The organism is Bifidobacterium pullorum DSM 20433, from assembly GCF_000771405.1.
In the GTDB taxonomy this organism is placed as follows: domain Bacteria; phylum Actinomycetota; class Actinomycetes; order Actinomycetales; family Bifidobacteriaceae; genus Bifidobacterium; species Bifidobacterium pullorum.
Genome location: NZ_JDUI01000002.1, coordinates 239,698 through 253,191, shown reverse-complemented (window position 1 = coordinate 253,191; position 13,494 = coordinate 239,698). Strand labels below are relative to the sequence as shown.

The 13,494-nt window shown below is 65.8% G+C and carries 14 protein-coding genes; 10 read left to right on the top strand and 4 right to left on the bottom strand.

Going from position 1 to position 13,494, the window contains the following annotated elements; genetic code table 11:
- Window positions 1-102 precede the first annotated feature (102 nt).
- Window positions 103-1,053: an aldose 1-epimerase family protein gene (locus OU11_RS02370; RefSeq protein ID WP_033514238.1), complete on the bottom strand. Its 951-nt coding sequence runs from the start codon at window positions 1,051-1,053 to the stop codon at window positions 103-105.
- 340 nt (window positions 1,054-1,393) lie between these two features.
- On the opposite strand from OU11_RS02370, the gene OU11_RS02365 reads away from it, so the two are divergent.
- The gene (locus tag OU11_RS02365; RefSeq protein WP_033514236.1) at window positions 1,394-2,389 is read left to right on the top strand and encodes a 4-hydroxy-3-methylbut-2-enyl diphosphate reductase; all 996 of its coding nucleotides are present in this window, start codon (window positions 1,394-1,396) and stop codon (window positions 2,387-2,389) included.
- 238 nt (window positions 2,390-2,627) lie between these two features.
- Here OU11_RS02365 and ybaK read toward each other — a convergent pair whose 3' ends face one another.
- From ybaK to OU11_RS02350, 3 genes are all read right to left on the bottom strand, one after another.
- Window positions 2,628-3,137 (bottom strand): Cys-tRNA(Pro) deacylase, encoded by a 510-nt coding sequence (ybaK, locus tag OU11_RS02360; RefSeq protein ID WP_373869303.1) that lies wholly within the window; start codon window positions 3,135-3,137, stop codon window positions 2,628-2,630.
- Between the two features lie 102 nt (window positions 3,138-3,239).
- Entirely contained in the window at window positions 3,240-4,298 is a 1,059-nt protein-coding gene (gene gap / locus OU11_RS02355; RefSeq protein ID WP_033514233.1) for a type I glyceraldehyde-3-phosphate dehydrogenase, read from the bottom strand.
- A gap of 141 nt (window positions 4,299-4,439) precedes the next feature.
- Window positions 4,440-5,186 carry a thiamine diphosphokinase gene (locus tag OU11_RS02350; RefSeq protein WP_033514328.1) on the bottom strand — a complete coding sequence of 249 codons (747 nt, stop codon included), beginning with the start codon at window positions 5,184-5,186 and terminating at the stop codon, window positions 4,440-4,442.
- A 132-nt stretch (window positions 5,187-5,318) separates the two neighbouring features.
- Here OU11_RS02350 and asnB point away from each other — a divergent pair, with 132 nt between their 5' ends.
- The 9 genes from asnB (at window position 5,319) to OU11_RS02305 (ending at window position 13,456) form a co-directional block, all read left to right on the top strand.
- Window positions 5,319-7,208, top strand: coding sequence for an asparagine synthase (glutamine-hydrolyzing) (asnB, locus tag OU11_RS02345; protein ID WP_033514232.1), 1,890 nt, complete (start codon window positions 5,319-5,321; stop codon window positions 7,206-7,208).
- A 281-nt stretch (window positions 7,209-7,489) separates the two neighbouring features.
- Window positions 7,490-8,236, top strand: coding sequence for a translation initiation factor IF-3 (infC, locus tag OU11_RS02340; RefSeq protein ID WP_081963392.1), 747 nt, complete (start codon window positions 7,490-7,492; stop codon window positions 8,234-8,236).
- On the top strand, window positions 8,217-8,411 hold the full coding sequence (rpmI, locus tag OU11_RS02335; RefSeq protein ID WP_033505980.1) for a 50S ribosomal protein L35: 195 nt from the start codon (window positions 8,217-8,219) through the stop codon (window positions 8,409-8,411). Before infC ends, rpmI begins: the two co-directional genes overlap by 20 nt.
- 49 nt (window positions 8,412-8,460) lie before the next feature.
- The gene (gene rplT, locus OU11_RS02330) at window positions 8,461-8,844 is read left to right on the top strand and encodes a 50S ribosomal protein L20 (RefSeq protein WP_033505982.1); all 384 of its coding nucleotides are present in this window, start codon (window positions 8,461-8,463) and stop codon (window positions 8,842-8,844) included.
- Between the two features lie 71 nt (window positions 8,845-8,915).
- On the top strand, window positions 8,916-9,866 hold the full coding sequence (xerD, locus tag OU11_RS02325; protein WP_033514231.1) for a site-specific tyrosine recombinase XerD: 951 nt from the start codon (window positions 8,916-8,918) through the stop codon (window positions 9,864-9,866).
- 330 nt (window positions 9,867-10,196) lie between these two features.
- The gene (locus OU11_RS02320; RefSeq protein WP_033514324.1) at window positions 10,197-11,036 is read left to right on the top strand and encodes a ParA family protein; all 840 of its coding nucleotides are present in this window, start codon (window positions 10,197-10,199) and stop codon (window positions 11,034-11,036) included.
- A gap of 14 nt (window positions 11,037-11,050) precedes the next feature.
- The gene (locus OU11_RS02315; protein WP_052122567.1) at window positions 11,051-11,893 is read left to right on the top strand and encodes a segregation and condensation protein A; all 843 of its coding nucleotides are present in this window, start codon (window positions 11,051-11,053) and stop codon (window positions 11,891-11,893) included.
- 28 nt (window positions 11,894-11,921) lie between these two features.
- Window positions 11,922-12,545 carry an SMC-Scp complex subunit ScpB gene (gene scpB, locus OU11_RS02310; protein WP_052122555.1) on the top strand — a complete coding sequence of 208 codons (624 nt, stop codon included), beginning with the start codon at window positions 11,922-11,924 and terminating at the stop codon, window positions 12,543-12,545.
- A 95-nt stretch (window positions 12,546-12,640) separates the two neighbouring features.
- Complete coding sequence (locus OU11_RS02305) at window positions 12,641-13,456, top strand: NUDIX hydrolase (protein WP_033514230.1); 816 nt, start codon at window positions 12,641-12,643, stop codon at window positions 13,454-13,456.
- The last annotated feature ends 38 nt before the right edge of the window (window positions 13,457-13,494 follow it).

Below are 13,494 nucleotides of genomic sequence, written 5' to 3'. Positions count from 1 at the left end.
ATGGACTCCTTTACTGACGATTAATAAGCCTACGGGATTATCGCACATCCGCGCGACGTTCACAACTTCGGTGCCGTCGCGCGGATATGGATTCGTGCCGGATCAGGCCTTGCGCATACGGATGAACAGCGTGGTGGAGCTGGTCTCGCCCGGCTTGATCACGATCAGGTCCTTGCCGGAACGGAAGGCGTTCGCGTAGGCGGTCTGCGGCTCCACCGCCACGCCGGCGGGATGGTTGTCCGGCGCGAAACCGGTGCCGGTGCACACCTGGAAGGAGGTGATGGTCTCGTCGCCGCCGACCTCCACGACCATGCCGTCCGGTCGGTACAGCGCGGCCGTCACGGTGCCGTCCTCGGCGTGCTTGACGTCGGTCCACGCGTCGTCATACGGCTGCTGGTCGAGCTTCATCGGTTCGCGGAAGTCGTACTTGGTGCCGTCCACCGGCTCGGTGCCGGTCGGCAGGAGACGGTCGTCGACGGTCACGTGCGTGTCGGCGGGCACCATCAGCGAACACTGCGCGTTCTGTCCGTCGATCTCGTCGCCGTAGCCGTCGAAGCCGTTGGACAGCCACGGGTGGATCGCCAGCGCCCACGGGGCGTTCGTGTCGCCGTTGTTGCGGGCGGCGATGGTCAGGCTCAGGCCGTCGTCGGTCAGTGTGTAGGTGACGGCGACGATCACGTCGAACGGATAGCCCGCCATGTTCGGCACGCGCCAGGAGAGCGTGATGGTGGATTCGTCGAGGTTCTCCAGCGTCCAGTAGGCGCGGTAGCCGTAGCCGTGGATGGCGTTGCGGCGCTCATGCTCGTCGATCGGCAGCTCGTAGGTGTTGCCCTCGAACGTGTAGACGCCGTCCTCGATGCGGTTCGGATAGGGGATGAGCAGCTGGCCGCTCGAGGCGGGGGCCACGTCGTTGGCGCCGAACGTGGCGATGACGTTCCTGCCCTGATAGGTGAGCTTGCGCAACGCGGCGCCCAGCTCGGTGATGACGGCGACGTAATCGCCGTGCGTGATGGTGTACTGATGGCCGGTGCGCGGCGTGGCGGCAATGGTCATGGTTATCACTCCCGTAGTGAAACGATGCGATTGTTATCGCTCACTATCGTACTGCCGATTCCCGGTTCCCGCATCGGTGCATCCCGGTGTGTTCCCGGGAAGGCGTCGGCGTCAGGGGGGGCACGTCACATCGCGTACGCACATCCCGCGTGTCCCGCGCGGCCGCACGCCTGCCCGTCCTCCCACTGGCCCGACTGGTGCACATCCCGTGCGGCCGCGGGTTCGTGCGGGCGCGCGGGGCATCCGTTCCCATCAATCAGGGAAACCTGGAAACACCGGGCTCGCACGGGCGGCGCGGAACATCCCGTAACGGGTAAGATGGCGTCAGAATGGAGGAACCATGACGAACGAACAGCCCGGCCGCATTGTGCTGGCCGATCCCAGAGGCTTCTGCGCCGGAGTGGACCGTGCGATCCTGACCGTGCAGACGATCCTCAGGTCCGGCGCCGATACGGATCGCGCCCGTGCGGCGGGACTGCCGCCGGTGTATGTGCGCCGGCAGATCGTGCACAACAAGCATGTGGTGGAGGATCTGTCCGCGCAGGGGGCTGTGTTCGTGCAGGAGCTCGACGAGATCCCCGATGAGGCGGTGGCCGCCGGCATCCCGGTGGTGTTCTCCGCGCATGGCGTCTCTCCGGAGATCAAGGCCGAGGCGGCGCGCCGCGGCATGCACGTGGTGGACGCCACCTGCCCGCTGGTCAGCAAGGTGCATCGTGAGGTGCTGCGGTTCGTGCGCGAAGGATACGAGATCATCTACATCGGGCATCGCGGGCACGACGAGGCCGTCGGCGTGGTGGGGGAATCGCCGGAGCACGTGCATCTGATCGAGCACGAGTCGGATGTGGACACGCTGGAATTCGGCGAGTCGACCAAGCTGGTGCTGCTCACCCAGACCACGCTGAGCGTGGACGAGACGGCCGGCACCATCGAGGCGCTCAAACGCCGGTTCCCGTGGATCGAGATGCCGCCGAACTCCGATATCTGCTATGCCACGTCCAACCGCCAGTCCGCGGTCAAACTCGTCGCCGAGCAATCCGATTGCGTGGTGATCGTCGGTTCGGCGAACTCGTCGAATTCGGTGAGGCTGATGGAGGTCGCGCAGGAGGGGTTGGGCGAGCGCGGTCGGGCCTATCGTGTCGATGACGCCTCCGAGCTGGATTCCGCGTGGTTCGATGGCGTGGCGGCGGTGGGCGTCTCCTCGGGCGCGTCGGTGCCGGACGAGCTGGTCGGCGGCGTGGTCGAGGCATTGCAGGGCTTCGGCTTCACCGAGGTCTCCACCATCGAGACGATCAAGGAGACCATGCACTTCGTCCTGCCCGCCGAACTGCGTCGCTGACCCAGTCCCGCAGCCACTCCCGCGCCCAACACTTCCGTGACTCTGACACTTTCGTGACTGTGACACATTGGTAAAACGTTGAAATCCCAACGTTTTGGGACTTATATCACGGTCACGATAGATCAGAGTCCGGACTGTTGTGACTCTGACACTTTCGTGACTGTAACACTTTGTTAAAACCCTGGAATTTCAACGTTTGAGGACTTAGATCACGGTCACGATGGATCAGGGTCACAGGTTACCAGGTGGCGATGGGGGCGGTGACGGCGTCCAGAACCTTCACCATATCCTGCGGCGCGATGCCGACGCTGAACCCACGCTTGCCCCCGGACACCAGGATACGGTCATAGGCCAATGCGCTTTCATCGAGCACTGTCGCATGACGCGTCCTCTGCCCGAACGGTGAGATGCCTCCGACCACATAGCCGCTTTCGCGCATCGCCACCTTCGGTTCGGCCATGGAAGCTTTCTTGGCACCCACGGCGGCGGCCAGGGCCTTCAGATCCATGTGCCCGCTGACCGGCACTACGCCGACCACGCGTGCCGCACCGGTGTCGGCCATCAGCGTCTTGAACACCTGATGCTCGTCGAACCCCAGCTTGCGGGCCGCCTCGATGCCGTATCCGTCATCCATATGGTCGTTCGAATGCTCGTACTCGTAGATGTCGAACGCCACCCCCGCACGCTCCAACTCCACAATTGCCGGCGTGGACCCTTTGCTCGTTGTTTTTCTTCCCATGCCCTCCATCCTAGGCCGTAGGGGTGGCCGGCATACGAAAGGGCCGCCCCGGAGAACCGGAGCGGCCCGAATGGGGTTCGTCAGGAACCTAGCAGCCTAAGCCGCGTCGGCTCACTGGGCGAGCTCGGCGAAGTACAGCAGGGTGCGAACCATGTTCGAGGTGAAGCCGTACTCGTTGTCGTAGAAGGCCACGGTGCGCACGAGCTGGACGCCGTCCACCTCGTTGACATCGGTCTGGGTCGGGTCGAACACGCCACCGTGGGTGTCGCCGACGATGTCGCCGGAGACGATGCCGTCAGCGTTGTAGCCGTAGTACTCGCAGCCCTCGAAGGCCTCCTTGAACGCGGCGTTGATCTCGTCGACGTTGGTTTCCTTCTCGAGCACGGTGAACAGCTCGGTGACGGAGCCGTCCGGAACCTGGACGCGCTGGGCGTGGCCCTGCAGCTTGCCGTCGACCTCCGGCACGACCTTGCCGATGGCCTTGGCGGCACCGGTGGAGTGCGCGATGGTGTTGACGGCGGCGGCGCGCAGGTCGCGGCCGTTCTTCTTGCCGCGCGGGCCGTCGAGGATCATCTGGGTGCCGGTGTAGGCGTGGATGGTGGTCATGAAGCCGACCTTGATGCCCCACTTGTCGTTGAGCAGCTTGACCATAGCGGCCATCGAGTTGGTGGTGCAGGAGCCGGCGGACACGATGTTGTCCTCGGCCTTCAGGATCTCGTGGTTCACGCCGTAGACGACCGTCGGGGTGGTGGCGTCCTTGGCCGGAGCGGAGATCAGGACCTTCTTGGCGCCGGCGTTCAGGTGGGCCTGCGACTTCTCGGCGGAGGTGTAGAAGCCGGTGCACTCGAGCACGAACTCGACACCGTCGTTCTTGACCCACGGGATGTTGTTCGCATCCGGCTCGGCGTACACCGGGTACTCCTTGCCATCGACGACGATGGCGGAGTCGGTGGCGGAGACCTCGACCGGGGTGCCGTCCACGTGCTTGAAGGTGCCGTGCGTGCTGTCGTACTTCAGCAGGTACGCCAGAGCGGACGGGGAGGTCAGATCGTTGATCGCGGCGACCTCGATATCACCGGCCTCGCCGCCCTTCTGCTGCAGCTCGAAGATGCGACGGAACGCGAGACGACCAATACGACCGAAGCCGTTGATACCAATCTTGACTGTCATGTAGTTCTCCCTTGGGGATAGGCCGTGGCACGCTGCGGAACCCCGCACGACGCACGCGCGGCCGTTGAATACCAACACCTTGTACTTTAGTGCCTTGTCTGTACTTGGGCAACGGGGACAAGCGGGCCGTGAGATGAATTTTCAGGAATTCTTGTGAGCGTTCACACCCGCGGCGAGCACCGAGGAGACGGCCGTGTCCAGCGCCCCGAGGTCACCCTCGAAGGCGTGGAAGCGCACGACTTCGGGCATCGGGGCCTCGGCAGGGAAGGTGACGACCAGCGTGCCGTGATGGACGTTGACCGCGGAGGGAACGCCTTCAAGGAACTCGTTGCTGACGCCGTTGACGCGGATGTTGGTCATCGTGGCGTGGCTGAGCTGGTATTTGAGACCGGGCTCGTTGACATCCCGCGATTCGTCGGTCAGGGAGAACACGGAGACCATGCGGCCCGGCGCCACGTCGTTGGCCGGGAACCGCAGTTCGCCGTCGGTGATCGCCGTGACGACCGTGCCGTCGCCATGCAGGAACCCGATGCCGCCGTGCCGGGAGAGCAGCGCCATCAGCTGGATGTTGGCGATGGTGTGGTCGATGCGCCCGCCGAGCCCGCCGTGGATGTGGAAGGTGCGGCAGCCGTGCGACCAGCCGATCTTGAGCGCCGAGAGCATGTCCGGGTCGTCCTTCTCCGCGGGCAACGCGATGGTGCGCTCCCCGTCCGTCGGACGGCGGCCCGTCAGCGAGTCGAAATCCCCGATGACGACGTCGGCGGCGACGCCGAGCTCGCGCACATGGTCGAGACCGCCGTCCGCGGCCACAACGAATGCCCCGTCGGGGACAACGGGGATGCCGTAGTATTCCCCCGCCCCGAAAATCACACAAGTATCGCTACGCATGAGGCCCACTGTATCGCGGCGCGCGGCCAACGAACCGGGCCGGGGGCGCGCGCACAGGAACAGCACAACCGTTTGCTATGCTGACTCCCAGCGTACGTTCGGAATCAATCGGAAGAAGGAGCATCGTATTCCATGTGCGGTATCGCTGGTTTTGTCAATGACATGCCCATTGATGTCAAGTGCCCGGTTCTTAAGCGGATGACGGACATCATCGCACATCGCGGTCCGGACAGCGAGGGCAGTTATGTCGACGAGCACGTGGCCCTGGGCCATCGCCGTCTGAGCATCATCGACCTGGGCGGCAGCTCGCAGCCGATCTACAACGAGGACCGTACCCTCGTCATCACGTATAACGGCGAGATCTACAACTACCAGCCGCTGCGCGACGAACTGCTGTCGCTGGGCCACACCTTCGCCACCGAGGGCGACACCGAGGTGATCCTGCACGGCTATGAGCAGTGGGGCGCGGATGTGCTCAAGCGTCTGCGCGGCATGTTCGCCTTCGTGATCTGGGATACGAAGACTCGCACCCTGTTCGGCGCGCGCGACCACTTCGGCATCAAGCCGTTCTACTACGCGCAGATGAACGGCACGTTCATGTACGCCTCGGAGATCAAGGCGCTGCTGCAGCACCCCGACTTCGTCAAGGAGCTCAACGAGGACGCGCTCAAGCCGTATATGACCTTCCAGTACCCGGCCATCCCCGAGACGTTCTTCAAGGGCGTGTTCAAGCTGCCCGAGGGTCACTGCTTCACGTACCGCGACGGCGAGATGGACATCCGCCGGTACTACGACGAGACCTACACCGAGGGCGACATGGGCTTGAAGGAGCTCGTCGACACGATCGACCGCACCGTCTGCGACTCCGTCAAGGCCCACCAGATCGCCGACGTGGAGGTCGGCTCGTTCCTGTCCAGCGGCGTCGATTCGAGCTACGTGGCGGCCGTGGCGCGCCCCGAGCACACGTATTCGATCGGCTTCGGCAAGGGCACCTACAACGAGTCCCAGCAGGCGCAGGAGCTCGCGCAGATCATCAAGCTGAACAACACCTCCGAGGCGCTGGGCGGCGACGAGGCCTTCGAGAACTTCCCGCTCATCCAGTGGCATCTGGATGAACCGGACTCCAACCCGTCGTGCGTGCCGCTGTTCTTCCTGTCCGAACTGGCCAGCCGCGATCTGCGCGTCGTGCTGAGCGGCGAGGGCGCCGACGAACTGTTCGCCGGGTACATCGATTACGGCGTGCACACCCATTCCAAGGCCATCAAGGTGGTCACCCGGATGCTGACCCACCTGCCCCAAGGTATGCGCCACGCCATCGCACGGTTCTGCAAGGGCAAGAACTTCCACGGCGCATGGCACCTGTACGCCAACCTCGCGCCGGCCGAGGAGAGCTTCATCGGCCAGGCCAAGGTGTTCGACGAGGCCGAGGCCGTCAAGCTGCTGCAGCCGGAATTCCGCCAGGGACCGTCCGTCGCCGGCATCGTCGGACGCATCTACCAGCGCGTTCGCGGCAAGGGCATGTCGGAGCTGAAGAAGAAGCAGTATCTGGACATGCACCAGTGGATGCCCGGCGACATCCTGCTCAAGGCCGACAAGCTGACGATGGCCCACTCGCTGGAGCTGCGCGTGCCGCTGCTGGACAAGGAACTGATGGCCGTGGCCGAGCAGGTGCCGACCAAATACCTGATCACCGACGAGAACACCAAGTTCGCGTTCCGCCAGGCCGCCGCCCGCCACCTGCCCAAGGAGTGGTACGACCGCGAGAAGCTGGGATTCCCCGTGCCGATCAAGGTCTGGCTGCGTCAGGAGAAGTACTACCGCCACGTCCGCTCGCTGTTCGAGCAGGAATGGGTGTCCCGCTTCTTCGACCAGGACGCGCTGCTCAAGATGCTCGACGACAACTACGCCGGTGCGACCGACGACCGTCGCAAGATCTGGACCGTGTTCACGTTCCTGACCTGGTACGACGTGTACTTCAACCACGACGGCTCGAAGCCGGAGCTGGTCGACCTGACCGCCTGACACCGCATGCCCGCTGGGCCGCGATCGTAGGGATCGCGGCCTGCGACACGCCCCGTCCGGGCATGTGGTACACTAACCAAGGCTTGAGAAATCAAGAAAGCGGGGAGACCCCACCTGGAAGCCTGCCGTGGTTTCGGGTTCAAGGCATCAGCCTGGCGGCGGGACGCCGTCCGCATGCGATGGCATCCATACGCCGTCCAAACCTTGCGCATCGCCGAGCGCGATGGCACCATGCCCTGATCCGATTCCGCGCGCGAGCCGAACGATGGGCCCCGTGAGGAATACCGAGGATTGGAGTCATCATCAGCGACGAACCACGCATTAACGACGAGATTCGCGTCTCCCAGGTGCGCCTGATCGGCCCGAACGGCGAGCAGGTGGGGGTCATCGCGACCTCCGTCGCACTCAACCTGGCCAAGGAAGCGAACCTCGATCTCGTCGAGGTGGCGCCCAACGCGAAGCCTCCGGTCGCCAAGCTCATCGATTACGGCAAGTTCAAGTACAACGAGAAGATCAAGGCCCGCGAGGCCCGCCGTAACCAGAACACGGCGGAGATCAAGGAGATCCGTTTCCGCCTGAAGATCGACGACCATGACTTTGAGGTCAAGAAGGGCCACGTCGTCCGCTTCCTGAACGGCGGCGACAAGGTCAAGGTCACCATCATGCTGCGCGGCCGCGAGCAGTCCCGCCCGATCGGCGGCGTCGAGATGCTGCAGCGTCTGGCCGCCGATGTGGAGGAGTACGGCAGCATCGAGTCCGCTCCGAAGCAGGAGGGGCGCAACATCATCATGACGTTGGCCCCGAAGGGCAAGAAGGTGCACACGCAGTCCGAGCAGCGTCGTCGCGGTGCGGAATCCCGCGCCGAACGTCAGGCCCGTCAGGCCGCCCGCCTGGCCGCCAAGCAGGAGGCCCAGGCCCAGGCCGCGGCGGAAGCCAAGGCCGCGGTGAACGGGCACGACGCGCAACCGAAGACTTCCGCGAAGAACAACACAACCAAGGAGGGCAGCAATGCCGAAGATGAAAACTAATTCCGCCGCGTCCAAGCGCGTCCGCGTCACCGGCAAGGGCAAGCTGATGCATGTTGGCAGCGGCATGCGCCACAACCTGGAGCACAAGTCGGCCCGCAAGCGTCGTGCGCTGTCCGCCGACGAGGTCATGGCTCCGAACCAGGTCAAGAAGATGAAGAACCTGCTCGGTATGTGAGCCGCTTCGAGATCGAACAAGACGTCAACAGAAAGCTGAGGAATAGAATATGGCACGTGTCAAGCGCGCAGTGAACGCCCACAAGAAGCGTCGCGTCGTTCTCGAGAGGGCCTCGGGCTACCGCGGCCAGCGCTCCCGTCTGTACCGCAAGGCCAAGGAGCAGCTGCTGCACTCCTTTACCTACAACTACCGCGACCGCAAGGCTCGCAAGGGCGACTTCCGCAAGCTGTGGATCCAGCGCATCAACGCCGCGGTCCGCGCCGAAGGCATCACCTACAACCGCTTCATCCAGGGTCTGCGTCTGGCCGGCATCGAGCTTGACCGTCGCGCGCTCGCCGAGCTGGCCGTCTCCGATCCGGAGACCTTCAAGGCCATCGTCGCCGAGGCCAAGAACGCCCTGCCGGCGGATGTCAACGCCCCGGTCGAGGCCTGATTCCCGCACGGTTCATTCGTGAATTGAGAACCCCGCCCTGCGCGGGGTTCTCGCGTATCGGAAGGAGCGCCGTGGAGCCGCGATTCGCCTTGGTGTTCGACCAGTTCCTGGCCCATATCGGCATCGAACGGGGATTGGCGTCCGCGACGGTGGACGCCTACGCCTCCGACCTCAGACGGTATGTCGACTGGCTGGAGAACCGCGGGGTGCGAACCCCGGAGGATATCGCGCGGCGCGATGTGGAGGAGTACGTCGCGGCCCTCGATGCCGCGGGGGAGAGCGCGCGCAGCAAGGCGCGCCGCCTGGCGAGCATCCACGCCTTCCATCGGTTCGCCCTGGCGCAGCACGTCGTGTCCGACGATGTCTCCGCCGCGGTCAAGGCCCCCAAGGGGGCGTCGGTGCTGCCGGACGTGCTGACCGTGGACGAGGTGGCCCGCCTGCTTGACGCGGTGCCGCAGCCGGATCCGCATGCCCCGGATGGATACGGCCTCGAGAACGCCGTGCTGCTGCGCGACAAGGCGCTGCTGGAGCTCATGTACGCCACCGGCGCGCGCGTCTCGGAGGCTGTGGGCGCCGACCTGGACGACGTGGACTTCGATGAACGGGTGATCCGGCTGACCGGCAAGGGGGGCAAGCAACGGCTGGTACCGGTGGGCCGCTACGCCTGCGAGGCGCTGCGCCGGTATCTGGACGCGGCCCGTCCGGTGCTTGAGCGGCGCCGGACCTCCGGGCAGCCGGAGCTGCGGGCCCTGTTCCTGAACAAACGCGGACGCCGCCTGTCCCGCCAGTCGGTCTGGGAGGTGGTGCGGACCGCAGGGGGGCGGGCGCATATCGCCAAGCCGCTGCATCCGCATACGTTGCGGCACTCCTTCGCCACGCATCTGATCCAGGGCGGCGCCGATGTACGCACGGTGCAGGAGCTGCTGGGGCATGCGTCGGTCACCACCACGCAGATCTACACCCATGTCAGCCCGGAGGCGCTGATCGAGACGTATCTGACCGCTCATCCGCGCGCGCGATAGCCGTTGTCCTGCCTGGGGTACCCGGATGCGGGCGGCGCGCGGCCGCGCCTGCACCCGTCGGCGAGTCGTTTCGCGATACGATAGCTATCGGGACGACTTCAGCCAGTGCCGCGCCGTCCGGCCGCGGCGGTAGGGAATGGAGACGGTATGGACGCGGCACGGTCACGTGGCGGCGGCGCGGGCCCGTGGCATGACGGGGATCCGGAGCGTCGGTTCCGTCAGGGGCTGCTGCCGATCGGTGGCACCTATGCCGCGCCTGTGGTGGACGACGCGCCGACGTCCACCGGAACCGGTTCCGAAGGGCGCGTGAATGTTGATAAGGTGAGGGATATGCCTACGGATCTGCTTGGACGTGAATATGAGACGTTCCCCGCGCCCGAACCGCTGCACCAGCACGGGCCGGCGCGGGTCATCGCGATGTGCAACCAGAAGGGCGGCGTCGGCAAGACCACCAGCTCGATCAACATCGCGGGCGCATTGAGTCAGTACGGCCGTCGCGTGCTCATCGTGGACTTCGATCCGCAGGGTGCGGCCACGGTGGGTCTGGGCATCAACGCGAACGCCGTGGAGAACACGGTGTACACGGCGTTGTTCGATATGTCCGTGGACCCGCATGAGGTCATCCATCCCACCGATTTCGAGAACATCGACATCATGCCGGCCAACATCGACCTGTCCGCCGCCGAGGTGCAGCTGGTCACCGAGGTGGGGCGTGAGCAGGTGCTGGCCAGCGTGCTGCGCAAGGTGCGTGACGAGTACGATCTGATCATCATCGATTGCCAGCCGTCGCTGGGCCTGCTGACCGTGAACGCCCTGACCGCCGCCGACGGCGTGATCATCCCCGTGGCCGCCGAGTTCTTCGCGCTGCGTGGCGTGGCGTTGCTGATGCAGTCGATCGAGAAGGTGCAGTCGCGCATCAACCCGCGCCTGGAGGTGTACGGCGTGCTGGTCACCATGTTCACGCGCACGCTGCACTGCGAGGAGGTGCTGCAGCGCATCTACGAGGCGTTCCAGGGCAAGGTGTTCCATTCGGTCATCTCCCGGTCCATCAAGTTGCCGGATGCCACGGTGGCGGCCGCGCCGATCACCATCTACGCCCCCGGGCACAAGACGGCCAAGGAATACCGCGAGGTGGCCCGCGAACTGATCGCCAAGGGCATCGTGCCCTGACCGGCGGCATGGACATGGTGGAGTGGTCCGGGCTCCGATCGCGGCAGGAGGATGATCCTCCCGTCGATTCCGGATTCGCCGTCAGCCTGGACGTGTATTCCGGTCCGTTCGACGTGCTGTTGGGCATGATCGCCAATAATCGTCTGGAACTGACCGAGGTTTCCCTGTCCGCGATCACCGAGGAGTTCCTGGAGTATGTGCGGGGCATGGACGTGTCCCGCAACATGGAGGCGGCAAGTTCGTTCATCGACGTGGCCTCGGTGCTGGTGGAGGCCAAAAGCGCCGCGCTGCTGCCCGGCGACGAGGACGGCGGGCGCGACGAGCGCAGCATGGAGGCGCTGCGCGAGCGTGATCTGCTGTTCGCTAGGCTGCTGCAGTACCGCGCGTTCAAGCAGGCCGCCGACGACTTCCGTGCGCGTCTGGCGGCGAATTCGGGCCGGTTCCCGCATCCGGCGGTGATGGACGCGGGCATGTCGGCCCTGCTGCCTGAGCTGGTCTGGACGCTGACCCCCGAGGACCTGGCCCGGCTGGCCGCGCAGGCGTTCGCCAACGCGCCGGCCAGCGAGGTGTCGGTGCATCAGCTGCATATGCCGATGGTGGACCTGCGCGCCCAATCCATGCTGGTGCGGGACCGGCTGCGCGCCCTGCCGGGCGGAGGGTCGATGACCTTCGCCGAGCTGACGGCGGATGCGTCCGCCACCATTGAGGTGGTGGCCAGGTTCCTGGCGGTGCTGGCGTTCTTCAAGCAGGGCGTGCTGCAGTTCAAACAGGCCGGTCCCTATGAGACCCTGCACCTGCGGTGGGTGGCCGGCGCGGAGGAGACGGACACCGCGATCGACGAACGGGATTTCGCATGACAATCGGATACAGCGGGAGGCGGCTGTGATGGATCAGAACGAGCGGACGGTCGGGGCGGCTCGCCCCGAATACGTGGACTTCGACGTCGACGGATTCCCCGGTGGCCTGCCGGCATGTCTGGAGGCGGTGCTGATGGTCTGCGACCAGCCCCAGCAGGCCGCCGATCTGGCGCGGGTGCTGGCGGTGGACGAGGAGCGGGTGACCGCGGCGCTGGAGGCGTTGCGGCGCGACTATGACGGATCGGACGCCTCCGGGCGCGCCCCCAGGGGGTTCGAGCTGCGCCGTACCGCCCGGGGATGGCAGTTCTCCAGTCGCGCGGTGTTCGAACCGGTGGCGTCGGCGTTCGTGACCGACGGGCAGACCGCGCGCCTGTCGCAGGCGGCGTTGGAGGCGCTGGCGATCATCGCGTACCGTCAGCCGGTCACGCGTGCGCAGGTCGCGGCGATCCGCGGCGTCAACTCGGACGGCGTGGTCCGGGCGCTGATCGTCCGCGGCCTGGTGCGCGAGGAGGGGGTGGAGCCGGAGTCCCGCGCCGCGCTGCTGGTGACCTCCGCGCTGTTCCTGGAGAAGATGGGGTTGGCGTCCTTGGAGCAGTTACCGGAGCTGGCGCCGTTCCTTCCGGATTCGGTGGGGGAGGTTCTGGAGGGGTAGCGTCTCGTCTGCCGACACCCAGTTATAGTCATCGTGACTAAAAGTAGTATGCTCGTGCCTGTGGGCAATGGATCGCAGACGCGGGAGGTGCGGGCATGGGCATCGGCAACGTGACGGAACGGCGGTTGCAGCCGCCGCAGGTCGGCGTCACCGTCGTCATCCTGGCGTTGGCGCCCAGCCCGTCCGGAAGCCGGCTCTGGCTGCCGCTGGTCCGGCGCGTCCGCCAGCCGTTCCTGGGCCGATGGGCGCTGCCCGGCGGCGGCCTGCGCGCCGACCAATCCCTGGAACAGTCGGCGTACCGCGCGCTGGCCGACACCACCGATCTGCATCCTCGGTATCTCGAACAGCTGTATACCTTCGGGGATCCGGCGCGCTCGCAGGGCGGGCTGCCGATGGTGTCCATCGCGTACTGGGCGCTGGTGGGGCGGGAGGAGACGGCCGACTTCGCCGTTGAGCGGAACGTGCGGTGGTTCCCTGCGGACGCCCTGCCCGAACTCGCCTTCGACCACCGGAACATCATCGCCTACGCCCTGCGCCGGCTGCGCACCCGCATCGACGAGCCGGCCGTCGTCACCAGGTTGGTGGGGGAGACCTTCACCCTCAACCAGTTGCATGACGTATACGAGGCGGTGGCCGGCGAGCATATCGATCTGGCGAACTTCCGCCGCCGCATGCTCGCCACCGGACGTCTGGAGGAGACCGGCGAGCAGCGGCGGGAAGGCCGGCATCGTCCGGCCGCCGTCTACCGGTACGCCCCCGGCGAGCCGGATGGCGCATCGCCCTACGGCGTGGTGCAGCGGCGGTTGGCGTCGCTCAACCGGTCGCGGGAACGGCAGGGGGAGCAGCCGCCGGCCGACCGCGATGTGCTGATGCGGGAGGCCATGTCGCCACTGGAACGTCCCGCGGCGTGACCGCGGCGGAATCACGGGCCGCCGGAGGCCGAACCGTC